This window comes from Methanosarcina baikalica (genome assembly GCF_031461075.1).
Classification (GTDB): domain Archaea; phylum Halobacteriota; class Methanosarcinia; order Methanosarcinales; family Methanosarcinaceae; genus Methanosarcina; species Methanosarcina baikalica.
This window is the reverse complement of the sequence record NZ_JAVKPK010000081.1, coordinates 1-14,840: the sequence shown is the minus strand read 5'-3', so window position 1 is coordinate 14,840 and position 14,840 is coordinate 1. Positions and strand designations below refer to the sequence as shown.

General features: G+C 43.0%; 12 protein-coding genes and 1 pseudogene. 6 read left to right on the top strand and 7 right to left on the bottom strand.

Annotated elements, in window-relative coordinates; genetic code table 11:
- Nucleotides 1-246 precede the first annotated feature (246 nt).
- Nucleotides 247-1,035 (bottom strand): annotated as a pseudogene (locus RG963_RS14670) (lysylphosphatidylglycerol synthase transmembrane domain-containing protein).
- Between the two features lie 546 nt (nt 1,036-1,581).
- Here RG963_RS14670 and kdpA point away from each other — a divergent pair.
- The 4 genes from kdpA to RG963_RS14650 are packed head-to-tail and all read left to right on the top strand — an operon-like array spanning nt 1,582 to nt 7,882.
- Nucleotides 1,582-3,288, top strand: a complete 1,707-nt coding sequence (kdpA, locus tag RG963_RS14665) for a potassium-transporting ATPase subunit KdpA (protein ID WP_310577032.1) — start codon at nt 1,582-1,584, stop codon at nt 3,286-3,288.
- 4 nt (nt 3,289-3,292) lie between these two features.
- Nucleotides 3,293-5,362, top strand: a complete 2,070-nt coding sequence (kdpB, locus tag RG963_RS14660) for a potassium-transporting ATPase subunit KdpB (RefSeq protein ID WP_310577031.1) — start codon at nt 3,293-3,295, stop codon at nt 5,360-5,362.
- 13 nt (nt 5,363-5,375) lie between these two features.
- On the top strand, nt 5,376-5,933 hold the full coding sequence (gene kdpC / locus RG963_RS14655; RefSeq protein ID WP_310577030.1) for a potassium-transporting ATPase subunit KdpC: 558 nt from the start codon (nt 5,376-5,378) through the stop codon (nt 5,931-5,933).
- Nucleotides 5,934-5,944: 11 nt separating this feature from the next.
- Nucleotides 5,945-7,882, top strand: a complete 1,938-nt coding sequence (locus RG963_RS14650; protein WP_310577029.1) for a DUF4118 domain-containing protein — start codon at nt 5,945-5,947, stop codon at nt 7,880-7,882.
- Nucleotides 7,883-8,041: 159 nt separating this feature from the next.
- On the opposite strand, the gene RG963_RS14645 is transcribed toward RG963_RS14650, so the two are convergent.
- The 4 genes from RG963_RS14645 to RG963_RS14630 all read right to left on the bottom strand — a co-directional run bounded on the left by RG963_RS14645 (nt 8,042) and on the right by RG963_RS14630 (nt 12,013).
- Nucleotides 8,042-8,362: a hypothetical protein gene (locus RG963_RS14645; RefSeq protein ID WP_310577028.1), complete on the bottom strand. Its 321-nt coding sequence runs from the start codon at nt 8,360-8,362 to the stop codon at nt 8,042-8,044.
- An 888-nt stretch (nt 8,363-9,250) separates the two neighbouring features.
- On the bottom strand, nt 9,251-10,474 hold the full coding sequence (locus RG963_RS14640) for a digeranylgeranylglycerophospholipid reductase (protein ID WP_310577027.1): 1,224 nt from the start codon (nt 10,472-10,474) through the stop codon (nt 9,251-9,253).
- Nucleotides 10,471-10,647, bottom strand: a complete 177-nt coding sequence (locus RG963_RS14635) for a 4Fe-4S binding protein (protein ID WP_310577026.1) — start codon at nt 10,645-10,647, stop codon at nt 10,471-10,473. The genes RG963_RS14640 and RG963_RS14635 overlap by 4 nt, the downstream gene beginning before the upstream one ends.
- A 778-nt stretch (nt 10,648-11,425) precedes the next feature.
- Nucleotides 11,426-12,013, bottom strand: coding sequence for a SipW-dependent-type signal peptide-containing protein (locus tag RG963_RS14630; RefSeq protein WP_310577025.1), 588 nt, complete (start codon nt 12,011-12,013; stop codon nt 11,426-11,428).
- A gap of 540 nt (nt 12,014-12,553) precedes the next feature.
- On the opposite strand from RG963_RS14630, the gene RG963_RS14625 reads away from it, so the two are divergent.
- Entirely contained in the window at nt 12,554-12,742 is a 189-nt protein-coding gene (locus RG963_RS14625; RefSeq protein ID WP_310577024.1) for a hypothetical protein, read from the top strand.
- A gap of 29 nt (nt 12,743-12,771) precedes the next feature.
- On the opposite strand, the gene RG963_RS14620 is transcribed toward RG963_RS14625, so the two are convergent.
- Entirely contained in the window at nt 12,772-13,317 is a 546-nt protein-coding gene (locus tag RG963_RS14620; RefSeq protein WP_310577023.1) for a DUF7344 domain-containing protein, read from the bottom strand.
- A gap of 271 nt (nt 13,318-13,588) precedes the next feature.
- Entirely contained in the window at nt 13,589-13,798 is a 210-nt protein-coding gene (locus tag RG963_RS14615; RefSeq protein WP_310577022.1) for a hypothetical protein, read from the bottom strand.
- A gap of 635 nt (nt 13,799-14,433) precedes the next feature.
- On the opposite strand from RG963_RS14615, the gene RG963_RS14610 reads away from it, so the two are divergent.
- Nucleotides 14,434-14,840, top strand: a 407-nt coding sequence (locus tag RG963_RS14610) for a hypothetical protein (protein WP_310577021.1), incomplete at its 3' end; no start/stop codon positions are given.

Genomic DNA, 14,840 nt, shown 5'->3' with positions numbered 1-14,840 from the left:
ACTTTTGATTCATCACTGAGACCTCCTCTATGATAGTATATTTAGGGGTGCCCTAATAGGCAGGTGCCCGAATAGCTCTTTATAATAACGCTTACCTCATGGACATGCACGTCGAGGGCTTTAGCAAGGGCATGTATAGAGTACCTGATTCCAAAACCCTTTGGAAAATACCAACAACTTATCAGTGCAACTTTGCGTTTTTCCAGATATTAAATCCTCCTTAATAAGACAGGTACAGAAATCCTATCAGGCTGCTGACTCCATAAGAAATAAGACGTTCCAAAAAAACGAAACTGCCTGCAGAAGCAAGAGGTAACCCAAAATATAGAAGCAAGAGATCAGCCCTCCTTCAATTATTCCAAGACCTCCGAGGGTTAGTGGTAGGGCTCCGAGCAAGAAGGATAGGATTGAAACTGTTATAATCAGATTCAAAGAGAGATCAATATTCAGGGCTAAAGCAACCAATTTGAGACGTAGTATATCAAAGGTCCAGACCCCACAGGATAGAAGGAGAACAGGAATAAAAGATTTGTTCAACTGTTTCCAGTTTTGCTGCACAATCTTAAAGAGGGAAGCAAATTTCGCTCGGAAAAACCACACTATCATTCCTGCTGCCAGGAAAGATAAAAACAAGAGATGGGTTGATTTTAACGTTAAACTATCTATTCGGGGTAAGAATTTAATCTCCAAAGACGGAAATGAGTGTAGAATATAAATTAATAAGAGAGCAACAGGAATTGCTTCAACCAATCTCTAGAAGAAGATTGTTTTGAAAGCGTTGGTATAGCTTATCCCAAAGAGTTTATTGGCCCAAAGTATTCTGAAGGATTCTTATCCGGCCATATTTCCCCCCGGAGTAATGTTATTTACAAATACTGCTCCGAAATAAATGGGAACAAGACTTATGGCTTTTAGATCGTAACCAACGCAGGAAAGAACCTGTTTCCAGCGGACTGCAAATAAGTACACGCTCAGCAGGTAGACTGAGACAGCCAGAATAACATAACGTATCCTGGTTTCCCTGAGCGTTCTCAAGATCTCACCCAAAAGAGGTGCGAGATCTATCCAGTAGGTGCGGACCAGAAATACCCCTGCTGTTAGCAGTAAAAGGGCCGCGATGGCTTTTGCCAAGGTTCCCAGGTTCAGAAGTACACCTTCACAAGGGTTCAGGGTGGAATTTAATCATAAGTACGTTTTTCAACGAATAAAAGCTATTTTATTTATGTATTTTTTCCAGAAAATTACATACTTTACTACATCCTATTTTTCGCGCCATGCGCTTCAATTTACTGTAGAGATAAGCTAAGAAGACAGATGCAGATTAGAGAAAGTATTCAAAGATTAAATATCAACCCCCTAATGGTACACACTATCGGAAGCCTGAATAGAAAATAATAGGTTGAAACAAGTAAAACAAGAGCACTAATTCTTAAACAATATTATTAAAGCCAACTGAATCTATTTATTTAGCGAGGAATAAGTATTTATAATCCCACCACCCTACGTTTTCCGTTTGTTGTCCTTTTAGAAGAGAGCCTAATTTGGAACTAATATCACACTCGTATAACAGTCGTGAACTAAATGATAACACAAGATATAACCGTGGACGGTTTAATGCTCCTCCTCTTTTTGGTCATTGTTACCGGGGTAGCATTACCTTTCAGCAATTTCTTCGTCCGTGTATTTTCCGGAGATATGTCCAGAGGAATTCCAGGTCATATCGAAAAGGCGATCTACGGACTAATAGAAACTGGTCCTGATAGAGAAGATGGGTGGAAGGGCTACGCCCGGGATATGCTCGTCTTCAATGGTATAGGTTTTGTAATTCTCTTCACACTTCTTCTTCTGCAAGGTTTTCTTCCTTTTAACCCACAAAACTTCGGGGCTTTTGATCTGCACGTTGCACTCAACACTGCTATCAGTTTTGTCACTAACACAAACTGGCAGGTTTACAGCGGCGAAACTGCAGCAAGCTATCTTACCCAGATGGCCGGTTTTACAGTCCAGAATTTTCTCTCCTCTGCTACAGGCATCTGCATAGCGATCGCAGTGATGCGGGGAATCACCCGCCATTCTACCGACAGGATAGGCAACTTCTGGGTGGACATGACTCGCTGTACACTTTACATCCTCCTCCCGATAGCTTTCATTTTTGCCCTCTTGCTCGCCTCCCAGGGTGTCATCCAGAACCTGGATCCTTATGCCCAGGCCATAGGGTACGGCTCTGCAGGGCAGCAGACAATTGCAATGGGGCCGGTAGCCTCCCAGGAAGCGATAAAAGAATTCGGTACCAATGGGGGAGGATTTTTCAATGCAAACTCCGCACATCCCTATGAAAATCCGACACCTTTGACTAACCTGATAGAAATTTTCCTTATTCTCCTTATACCCATAACCTTGCCTCTGGTCTTTGGAAGGATGATCGGTAACATGCGACAGGGATGGGCTATCTACACTGTTATGCTAATATTATTCTTATGTGGGTTTTGTGCACTCTATGCTACAGAAATGGCAGGCAACCCCCTGGTAAAAGAACTCGGTGTTTCCGGGATATCCATGGAAGGAAAGGATGTCAGGTTCGGGCTCCTGGGCTCATCACTCTTTGCCACATCCACCACGGCGACTTCCTGTGGGGCAGTTAATTCCATGCATGATTCACTCACTCCACTCGGCGGGCTGGTGACTATGTTCATGATTCTTCTCGGCGAGGTCGCCTTTGGAGGAGTGGGATCAGGGTTCTACACCATGCTCGGATTTGTGGTGCTTGCAGTTTTCATTGCAGGACTGATGATCGGAAGAACCCCTGAATACCTTGGGAAAAAGATAGAGGTATTGGAGATGAGAACGGCTGTCATAACCGTTTTGGTTCCTGGAGTCCTTGTTCTTCTGCTTTCAAGCATCGCACTTATTCTGCCAAATGTTGCAGAGGTAATGAAGAATCCGGGCCCGCATGGGCTCTCCGAACTTATTTACGCCTTTGCATCCATGGCTAACAACAACGGCAGCGCCTTTGCCGGGCTTGATGCAACAAGTGCCTTCTACACACTCACAGGTGCTTTAGCAATGGCGATAGGCAGGTTTGTCCCGGCGGTTGCCATGCTGGCTATGGCAGGATCGCTTGCACAGAAGAAAAAAGTTCCACCCAGCTCCGGAACTCTTCCCACTGCTACCTTTACATTTTCTATCTGGACAATTATGGTGATTCTGATTATAGGTGCTCTCACGTTTTTCCCGCTCTTTGCTATGGGGCCAATCGCCGAATACCTGGCTATGATAGGAGGGAACTGAAACCATGTCACGGAAGCGATATCCCCGTTTAGGCGCTTTTGAGCCGAAACTTATCCGTGAAGCACTCATCTCTTCATTGCTTAAACTGGACCTGCGTAAGCAGAAGGGAAATCCTGTTATGCTGCTGGTGGAAATCGGAGGGATCCTGACCACTCTGAGTTTTCTCATCGGTGTTTTCTCTGCTACCGCCAAATCCTCTTTCTTCACAGGATTTGTCTCTCTCTGGCTATGGATGACTGTGCTTTTTTCCAACTTTGCAGAATCTCTATCCGAAGGACGTGGGAAAGCCAGGGCAGCATCCCTTCGCCAGTCAAAAACCAGCGTTCCTGCCCGAAAACTCACAGCAGAATCCTTCGATGCTTCTTTCAACGAAGTTTCTTCCGCCGATCTCCGGCAAGGTGACATTGTTCTTATAAAGACAAACGAAATAATCCCTGGAGACGGGGAAGTGGTGAAAGGAGCCGCACTAGTCAACGAAGCCGCAATTACCGGAGAGTCAGCACCAGTCATACGTGAATCAGGTGGTGACCGGAGTGCTGTTACCGGAGGAACGACTGTTATCGCCAACGAGATCATCATCAGAATTACCACTGAACCCGGGCAGAGTTTTCTGGACCGCATGATCTCCATGGTGGAAGGCGCAGAGAGACGGAAAACACCTAATGAAATTGCTCTTGATATCCTGCTCCTTTCGCTCACAGGCGTATTCCTTGCGGTTGTAGTCAGCACCTACTCGGTTTCTGCATACAGCGCCGCATCAAGCGGGATGGGATCTCCTGCCAGCCTCACAGTATTGATTGCGCTTTTTGTCTGTTTAGCTCCCACAACCATTGCAGCCCTGCTCCCGGCAATCGGAATAGCTGGAATGGATCGCCTATTCCAGCTAAACGTCATAGCTCTTTCAGGAAGAGCAATCGAGGCTGCAGGGGATGTAAATGTCCTGCTGCTGGACAAAACTGGCACTATCACTTTAGGTAACCGACAGGCAACTGAGTTTTTGCCAGTAGGTGGCCACTCCCATGAAGACCTGATGGAAGCTTCTCTTTTTTCTTCTTTCTCAGACGAGACTCCTGAAGGTAAAAGCATTATCACTCTCATCCAGGAAAAAACAGGAAAGGTTTCGGTTTCCCCAGAGAACATCACTTTCATACCATTCTCGGCAGCCACCAGGGTGAGCGGTGCACATTGCGGCGAGATAACCTACCTGAAAGGTGCTTACGATGCGATAACTAAGGCCGTTCTGGAATGTGGAGGCACCATTCCGTCGGATCTGAAGGCAAAAGTAGATAGAGTCGCATCTGCAGGCGGTACACCACTTGTGGTTGCTCGCAATGAAGTGACTCTAGGTGTGATATTCCTCAAAGATATCTTGAAAACTGGCATCAGGGAGAGGTTTGCAGACCTGCGTCAGATAGGAATAAAAACGATTATGATTACTGGGGACAATCATCTCACTGCCGCCACCATTGCAGCAGAAGCCGGAGTAGATGATTATCTGGCAGAAGCAAGGCCTGACGATAAGCTAAGGATGATTAAGGAATATCAGAATGAAGGATACATGGTCGCCATGACCGGGGACGGAACAAATGATGCTCCTGCTCTTGCTCAGGCCGACGTAGCCGTGGCGATGAACAACGGCACACAACCTGCAAGGGAGGCTGCAAACATAATTGACCTGGACAGCGATCCGACAAAATTGCTGGACATTGTAGAGATAGGCAAGCAAATCCTGATGACCCGAGGAGCTCTGACAACCTTCTCTATTGCTAATGATATCGCCAAGTACTTTGCAATTATTCCCGCTGCCCTGATAGGGATCTATCCTCAGCTGAAAGTACTGAATATCATGGGCCTTGCAACCCCGGAATCTGCCATTCTTTCGGCAGTTATATTCAATGCACTAGTCATTCCACTGCTGATTCCGCTTGCACTCGCCGGAGTAAAGTTCAAGACTATGCCAGCATCGAAACTCTTCACCTACAACCTGACCATCTTTGGCCTTGGTGGAGTTATCGCTCCGTTTATAGGAATTAAGATAATCGATCTGGTACTGGCAGGTTTACTGCATATCTGAGGAGGTAAGGGCTATGACATCTCTTAAAAAAGCCACTTTATTATTCACAGTGCTGTTCATCCTCACAGGGCTCGTCTATCCCATAACAGTGACATTTGTTGCCGGATTCCTTTTCCCGGATCAGGCTCACGGAAGTCTTATTGTCGATAATGACAACCGAGTTATCGGTTCAAAGCTCATTGGTCAGAATTTCACTGCACCTCAATACTTCCAGAGCAGGCCTTCAGCTAGCGGGTATGATGCAGCTTCTTCCGGCGGGTCAAACCTCGGACCTACGAACCCCGTTCTTCTGGAGCTGGTCGACAACCGAACGAGTGCACTCCGGAAAGCCGGCGTTACCGGCTCGATACCTTCTGATCTGGTTATGGCCTCAGCCAGTGGGCTTGACCCACACATCAGCCTGGACTCCGCACTGATACAGGTGCCTGTCGTAGCAGAGGCACGAAATCTTCCAGAAGAAGAAATCAAAGCACTCGTACTCGCAGAATCTATCGATTCTCCATTCACCGGAGCTTACGTTAATGTGCTGTCGCTCAACCAGGCGCTTGATGATAAAAGCATGTCTAATTGAAAGAGGGGATTATGGAACCTGATCGTTATGAAGAGGAAGGCAGGCCAAGGGCCGAAGACCTGCTCTTCATTGCTCGCCGTGACGAGAAAAAAGCGAAAGAAGGAAGGTTGACAGTTTACCTTGGCTACGCTGCTGGTGTAGGGAAGACATATTCAATGCTTCAAGATGCACTTCAGAGGCAACGGGAAGGAAAAGATGTCGTTATCGGCTACATAGAGACACATGATAGACCTGATACCAACGCCCTGGTAGATAGTTTTGAGATTATTCCGACAGTTTCCATAAAACATCAGAATCTCTCTTTGAGGGAACTGGATATTGATGCAGTCATCCGACGCCACCCCCAAATTGTCCTGGTCGATGAATTAGCCCATACCAACGCACCGGGCAGCAGGCATGTGAAACGATACCAGGATGTAGAAGAACTCCTGCAAGCAGGAATATCAGTTTATACGACCGTCAATATCCAGCACATTGAAAGCCAGAATGATGCCGTTGCCCAGATAATTGGCATCCGGGTTTCTGAGATTGTGCCGGACACTTTCTTTTCCGATGCCGACGAGATTCGGTTAATCGATGTCACTCCCGAAGAGCTGAATATCCGCCTCAGAGCCGGGAAAGTCTATATAAAAGATATGGCAGAAGCCGCAGTACAGCGTTTCTTCCGGACCGGGAATCTCCTTGCACTCCGACAACTTGCTCTGCGATATATGGCGGAGTCCACGAATAAGAGGATGATAGGATATATGAGGACACGGGCTATCCCGGGTCCATGGCCGACGACAGAAAGGCTGCTTGTCTGTATCCGTTCAGGTCCGACAGCTGAACACATGATCAGAGCAGCATACAGGCTTGCGACAAGATTCGATGCTGATTTGATTGTGTTTTCAGTGGATATCGATGACGATAGAGCATTATCTTCTCAGGAACATGCCTGGCTAAATCAGGCCCTTGAGACAGGCCGACGATTGGGTGGACGGATAGTGCGTTACCGTGGAAACGATGTAGCTGAAGAGATTATACGCTATGCACGACGGAGCAATGTCAGCATGATCATGCTTGGAAAACCCCACGGCCTGGATGTAATCTTCTCTCCAGTATACAGGGTCATACGGAAGTCGCATGGTATTGATATCCACCTGTACGAGCCAAAAGGAAACAGCGCGTATATACCTCTTCAACAGCAGATCCCACTTTTTTTCACAGTGGAATATGTAATCAGCTTCATCCTGACTATAGCTACAGCAGGTGTCAATCTCCTTCTTCGAGAGGTTGTTGGATCTTCAAACCTGTTAATTATTCAACTTTTTCCAGTCCTGGTGTCTTCGTTCTTTTTCAGGCGCAGAGTAGCTCTGTTTACGGCAGCTTTGAGCATTTTAATCTTCGATTTTCTTTTTGTCAAGCCTTACTATACATTTACTATCGACGACGTGCAATATTTCATTGCTTTTGTCGGATACGCTGCTATCGCTCTTATAATCAGCAGCCTTGCCACACGGATACGCCATCTTCTGCCCCAGATCTGGCAGAGCGAGGTTGAAGTGGAAACAACCTCAGGGCTTTCCCGCGGACTTGTGGAGGCAAAAACACGACAAGAAGTCTTCGAAATCCTCGCCGATCAAATGCACAATTTTGCACCAGGTGTCTTTGCGGTACTCATACCCGGTTCTTCCGGGCTTCAGATCGGGGCCGGTGACGGTGTCTACCCCCTCAACGACAAAGAAAAGGCTATTGCCCAATGGGCTTACGACAATGGTCAGATAGCGGGCCACGGAACGGATAATCTTCCTGCAGGAAAGGGATACTATATCCCTCTCAAAACTCACAGAATGATTTTTGGCATTATGGCGTTTGCCTTTGATAAACCTGAAGAGGCTCTAATTCCGGAGAATAAAGAGATATTTGAAACAATGGCGTTCCTTGGGGCTCTTGCACTTGAACGCTTATAATGTAAAAATAATTAGAAACCTTATAACGTAAAAATAATTAGAAACCAGGGGAAGCCGGTTTCATCTGTAAACTATTATTGTACATTAGTTTCTTGAATTTCTAGAGTATTTAAATACCAAATGAGTAAAAGCTAAGATAGCTTGGTTTTTGCAACCTTCTTATACTTTTATTGGCAAAACTACAAAAGGAATGCCGTCTGCGTATAGTTTTCTCTGTGACGCGAAAACAGTATAGTTATGTAGCCATCTTGTAAGTCTCGAATCATTCGGGAAGACGATCTGTCCACCAAAGAACACAGCATTAGGAAACTTATTTAATATCTCTGGTGCCAGCTTTGTAACCTCTTCAACAATGTCAGTACCAAGTGAAGTAAAACCTTCGGAATAGTAACCGTATGATGAAATTAATTTTACGTACTTGTCGACATCCTTACTTACTTCAGCTTGGAGTCCTTTAATTTCTTCTGCTCCTTTGAACACTCCAGCATCGATTGCACCAATTTGTACAAATACAAAATTCTTGTATATTCCACCAAATAATTTGAATATATTGGATAGTGCCTTCGTTTCATTTTTTCAGTTATTATAACTATTAGTTATAAATACCTCAAATTCACATAAGTTTATTCAATTCACAATCTGAGTTCTAGTATTTGGATTTTTTTAGTGTATTCAAATTTCCGCAGAAGTTTCCAAAAAATAAAATTTTTTTAATATAGTTCTTGATATTTTCTCGAAAATTTGCAACTATTATAATTGTGCTTTACAGCAATAGCATGGACTTTCTGATCCACCTGATAAACAATATATTGACCGAATTTCTTTCCAAAAATTCTTTGGTTTTCTGATTACATGCCAGACGGTGGTGCTGTCCGGTCATTCAGGGAAAAATTATTGATGACTGCAAAGAAGACGAAATCGAGGAACGGTTGCAAAACCAACTCAATTTTATTGATTTGAAAATTACAAAAGTAGCGGGGAATTTAGTCGATGTTCCCGCAAAGATTCCGAAAGAGTATTCCTCAGATATATACCCATCTAAGTTTTCTTTTTTCTAAATAATGTTTAAGCAAGCAGATTAATCGATCCAAACTCAGTCTTTTTTAGAGTTAATCTTATGAAAGCAATAATTATAAGGGCAGACGAGGTTGGATATCATGTCGCGAAGTTTCTCACACACGACGTGATTGTCGTCGGAAAAGATGAGGAAGTAGCACAGAGGGCGGATTAGGAATGAAAGTTTATTTTTTCCTTACCTTTTCTGTTTCTAGAGGCTGGATAATATTTTTCCATACCTGTAGGCATCCCATGATTGTAAAAAAGCGAATTGAAACAATAAAAAGGTAGTTTATGCCTGGTTTTCAGGCATTACATTTTACTTTTTACCACTTCTTTTGCAACGTCCTTGAAGAGTACGCGGAGGTCCCAGAGAAGTTTTTTATTGGCTTTAAAGAGAGCCTGTAACAGGTCAAGAAGGCTCATTCTTTCAAACTTTACATCTTTCAGGGAATGGGCAAGAGAATTAAGGTTATCATCAGTCAGATTGATAAAACAGTTCTTTACTATAAGGCTCATATCTATATCATGCCCGAGCGTTTCCCTCCACCGCTTTTCATAAACTTCCTCTAGTTTTCCGAGAGAGACGTCTCCTGCGGATATAGCTTCATAGGCAGCTTCTCCCGCCATTTTCCCTGCATTCATAGCATTAAGAATCCCACCGCCTGTGATTGGGTCGGATTGGCGTGCAGCATCTCCCACGAGCATAAGTCCGTTAACTGAAGTTTTCTCAATGCTGCCTGAGACCGGGACTCCCCCGAAGACCATTTCTACTATACTGGCATCCGGGAATCTCTTTTCAATAAAACTGTTAAGGTAATCTACGGGCCTCGGCTTGAATTTTCCCATTTTGCTCCCGAGAATTCCTATCCCTACATTGGCTTTGCCTTCGCCTTTCGGGAAAATCCAGATATAGCCGCCTGGTGCGGTCTCACTGCCTATATAGAATTCGCAGTATTCCTGGTTTATGTCTGCACCTGCTATAAGGTATTGAACGCAGGTTTCAATGTCTATTGGCTTCAAAGAAGTATCAATGCCTGCCCACCTGCCTACTTTTGATTCGACCCCGTCAGCGCCTATCACTATTCTGGCCCGCACATCATACTCTTTTCCAAGATGCATGAGCCTGGCCCCTTTGACGAAGTCATCTTCAATTATCAGACCAGTTGCTCTGGTTTTTACCCTGACCTCTGCTCCGGCTTTCGCAGCCTGTTCTGCCAGGGCACGATCAAACACTTTTCTCTCAAGGACATAGCCGACTTCTCCACCGGCGATTTCTTCTGCCATTTCGATCTTTGTACCGTCCGGAGAGTAAATACAGGAGCCTTTCAGGTCAGCGCAAATCCAACTCTTGTCAATTTCCACATGTTTTTTGAGATACTCTTTGTTCACGCCTTCGGCGCAGCGTACGGGGTCACCTATTTCCTGGCGCTTTTCGATTAAAAGCACATCTAGCCCATTTTCAGCTGCGATTTTTGCAGCAATGGAACCTGCAGGACCGGCCCCTATTACTAAAACTTCATACATATCCTTCATTTCATTACCTCAATTGCTCCCACAGGACAGATACGATCACATATCCCGCATGTTATGCACATATTTTCATCTACTTCAACCCAGGTCTCCACAAGTTCGAGTGCTCCCTTAGGGCAGACTCCCACACAGGCACCACAGTATCCGCATTTATATCTGTTTATGTTGATGCTCACCAGCTCACCTGTAAATTTTAAAGGCAAATAAGATAATCATGACATGTTAAGGCAGTTTGATAAATTATGACGATTAAAAGACAAATAATACCGATTCTCTAACATATATCTTTTGTTGGTTTAGACTCCAGGCTTGAAAGAATTCCTTCTTTTAATCTCTAATTTTCGGAAATCAAGGTTTTTTTCCGATCTACAGGGTCTCATTTCCTGCAGACAAGATCCTCTTCTTTATAAGAAGAAGCGTAGAACTCCTAAGTCTTTAGCTTCGGGGATATAAGCGTAAATTTCTACAATATTCTTTTCGCTATCCTTTGACTTATATGCATCGAAAACAATATAATATTAAGCAATGGTTACGAGAACCAAGTTGCCAATGCAATATATGTTAACCTTCAGGCTCATAGGGTCAGGGAAAATATACTCTAGATTGAAACCATGTAAAGCCGAATCAGGTGTTTGATAGATCATACTAATAAATACAGTTCTATCACAAAAAACGCATTGTATCGACACAATGCTTTTCGAAAAAAATGAAAAATGTTAAACATTAAAAATCAGATAATATGATTTTTAACTATTCAGAGAAAACCGAAGCATGGGACACATATTTACAGAATAATATTTATACATTAGTCAAATTCGGGACAAAAATAAGTCAATTACTCACGGACACGGCCGAAAGAATGGTTTGTCGGTTATAGAGGGTTTCTCGCGGCGCTCAAAGGAGCGCCGCTAACTATACCCAATAGTTACTTTACTTTAGGAATTTTGCGTAGTATCAGAGGTCACCCTTATTTTCACCGGGTTTACTGTTAAGCGTATATACCTCATCGAAAGAAACTTCTTGTCCCTGAATTCCGTTATCAGCATCTTGATCAATTTTCCATGCGGTGACAAGTTTGTATGTGGCACCACTATCCACTGGAATTTCAGTTTTTGAAAAACCACTATTAAGGGGAACATACTCTTCATCGGTTGTCCCTGCCACACGAGTTAGTAGAGTACCTTCGTTGTTTACCAGCTTGATGTTGACCAGAAATACATCTCCTAATTTATCAGTATTTGGAATAGGAGCAGTAGAATTAGCTGTTCCGGGAACCTTTACATCGTTAACGTCTATTTTCAGAAGTCCAGGGAGATTTCCACCAATTGTAACAGGTTGTGTCTTGGTACCGGAATCACCGGGAGCTGTATTCGTTACAACAAAAGGGGTAATCGCCTGGCCTTCTAGGAAAAGTGTTCCAGCTGTAATTTTGCTATCGTCACTTGTTTTACTATCAGATAAGGTTGCCCATGTTACGGTGCCTGCCATAACGACAACCGTGCCGATTATGAGTATACTCAAAAGAACTTTTTTGTTAATCATTATTTTTCCTCTTTCCAAATGAGTTATTAATATTCCAATTTTGATCTGTAATTACCCATTTGCCTTGCCAGGGGGTCACTGGAGATGAGAGTCCGAACCTGAGGCTGTCAACCATCGGAAATTCCAGCATCACTCCCTAAATTCAGCAAATATGAGCTACTCCTTCCCAGGACTTGCTTTAAGATAGTTATTAGCGGATTAACTGAAATTTCAGGTGGGTAATAGAAGATTAACGCCATCATAAGAGACTGTGAGTTTGGGGATAGTAACAGGCGATTAATAAGATGTAATGAGAATAGTGGTCCACCAATAATCAGTTGATATTTTCCAGAGTATTCCCATATTCGCATTCCGCTTTCATTTTCTGCTTTATATACATCCAATTTCCTGTATGCAGATAAGCTTAGAAAGCAGGTGCTGATGAACAAGGAGTATTCAAAGAAGAAATATCCACCAGCTAATGAAGCATGACCATGAGAATAAGGCTCTCAAAAAATGATCCTTAACGGGAAATTTTTGAGTTTTTCAGAGGTTACTCTATTGATTTTCATCTGGGGATCAGATCCCATTGTATATAATTTCTGGAGAGGGGACGGGGCAGGAGAAGACGGAGTACAGGCTGACTGTCGCAGGAGGCATAGGGAAGAGTTTGAGAAAGATATTGAGAAAAGAGGGTTTATCCGTTTAATGAGGGATTACCGCTATCTTGAGACATTGGTGCATTTATGAAAAAAGGAAATCCAGAGCGAAATGAGAGTTCACTTTTCAAGTTTGTGGACGTGGCGCATGTGGGCTATTGAGGAGAATAGAAAGAGCACTTCTGTAAAGAGCATCCATTGGGAACTTGTAACCCATTTGAAGAATCCGGCATGTATTGTGACACTGCCGACAACAGCGAGAGTGCTCAGGCCTATGTAGAAATGGCTCCACGGTATATCGCCTTTCTCGACGGTTTCCATGTAGATATCAAAGTTGCTGGCTGCGGGGAGAAGTTTCACGTTATCGTGTTCCCTGTCGTAGATGAGGACTCCCAGGTTTTCCATTTTGGGAATGTGGGTCTGGAGCAGGGAGACATATATACTTTTTCGAACGCTGCTTTTAGGGTCGTCTGTCCCGGACTCCAGGCGAGCGATTTCTTCAGAAAGAGAGCGTATGCTCTGATTACCCTGCTCGCGGAGGATTTCCAGGACACATCTTCGCCTGTCGTTCTGGAGGACTCCGAAAATATCGCTTTTCGATAACTGTGCTTCATGACTCTGGAGATTTGCCTTGATTTCCAGAGAATTGTTTTCTGTTTCGCTCATTATATCCCTCTAAAAATATGAGTTAAACTATGGCATCGCTCTCAGAAATCAGGATTTATTTTTTATGTGGAGCCTGTCTCGAAAGTCTTTCACTCTTGATTATCAAGAATTTTCAGAATTGCTTTAAGTCAGTAACTCGATTGCTTGCTCAAAGATCAGATTCAAAGAAGCAAATTCTGAATTATGGAATAAGCTCATCAATAGATGACTTAAACTCGAAATAGAATTCTTCAATAGTTTTTTTCACACGAAAAACTGCACTTTTTATTCTTTACTCAGTTGCAACAGCTTCTCCAGGTTTCTTTTCTTGCTCAAACAGATAATCAAGGACTTCCACAGTTGTCTTGCTGTTCGTTACAGCAAGTTCAAGGTAGTTGTCCAGAAACTCTTCAATCGTATTCAGTTTCAGATACTGCAGGTCATTGTAAAGCCTCTTATAATGAAGGTGTTCATGCAAAACTTCCTTCAATGAAAGTTTCATAGACTGCAAGAAACCTTTTTTCAACTTCAGGATCCAAGAACTTCAACTAAATCTGTAAGTATTTCTTGCTTCTTTAATTCCCTCTTTATCTTGCTTCTTTAATTTCCTCTTTAGAATTAACTCAATAATTAAGTATACTTATTAAATCCAATTATATTTTTGAACTTAAATACTCACACTTAAGTTATTCGAGATTATATCACCAAGAAAAAACACATAACTGCAGGGAAAAAACCCCATCAAGACACCTTAATAACGGAAAAATTATAATTTCGTAAATAAGTCTTTTCCGCTAGTCTTCTCTTTCTCAGATCTTCTTGTGAATATAGATATGTATTTATAATAAGTATAAATAATTAATGTGATGAATATAATTCAAAAAATTATAATGAACACAGTTAATATGGGCAGTGTGCCGATTTTTCTGTAAAATCATAAATATCAAGAAGTTATTGGATAGAATATTCGATGTCAGAAGCTTATTTTATCCATAGTGTACAAAAATTTAACTTTGAATTTACAGAACTTTCGGCACATTGCCCACATATCAGCGTTCTCACATTTGGGATTTAAAACAGCAATCATAGTGATGGTCAAAAATGAGGACATTTAATAAAATAATACTTTTGGGATTGGTGTTAATCTCTTTCATCTTCACATGCAGCACTTTCCCCTGTTTTACAGGTACATCTGCTTCTTTTAGTGATGCGAAACACACAAGTGCAGAGATCACTGCAGACGTCTGGGACACCGCTGCCAACCTGGTTGGACTATCTTATTTCAACCTTCTCGGAAGCGGAGAAAAACTCCAGAGAACTACCGCCAGTGTAAGTGGAACTGATTATTCTCCAGACAATGTAAGTCCCTCTCTGAATAATGGAAGTTCAGCAGATAATCTTACGAATAATTCCTCTACAGAAGAAAATGAGACTGTTGACCTGAACAAGACAGTTAACCTTAGTGAAGCCAGTGAAAACAGCATGGGTTCAGGCTCTAGCGGCACGACAACTGATCAAGACAAAAATGAAGACATCCTTCCTGA

Coding starts and splice junctions, on each gene's coding strand:
- RG963_RS14620 (WP_310577023.1), bottom strand. CDS start 13,317: ATGAGCGAAACAGAAAACAATTCTCTGGAAATCAAGGCAAATCTCCAG.
- RG963_RS14650 (WP_310577029.1), top strand. CDS start 5,945: ATGGAACCTGATCGTTATGAAGAGGAAGGCAGGCCAAGGGCCGAAGAC.
- RG963_RS14630 (WP_310577025.1), bottom strand. CDS start 12,013: ATGATTAACAAAAAAGTTCTTTTGAGTATACTCATAATCGGCACGGTT.
- RG963_RS14640 (WP_310577027.1), bottom strand. CDS start 10,474: ATGAAGGATATGTATGAAGTTTTAGTAATAGGGGCCGGTCCTGCAGGT.
- kdpC (WP_310577030.1), top strand. CDS start 5,376: ATGACATCTCTTAAAAAAGCCACTTTATTATTCACAGTGCTGTTCATC.
- kdpA (WP_310577032.1), top strand. CDS start 1,582: ATGATAACACAAGATATAACCGTGGACGGTTTAATGCTCCTCCTCTTT.
- RG963_RS14615 (WP_310577022.1), bottom strand. CDS start 13,798: ATGAAACTTTCATTGAAGGAAGTTTTGCATGAACACCTTCATTATAAG.
- kdpB (WP_310577031.1), top strand. CDS start 3,293: ATGTCACGGAAGCGATATCCCCGTTTAGGCGCTTTTGAGCCGAAACTT.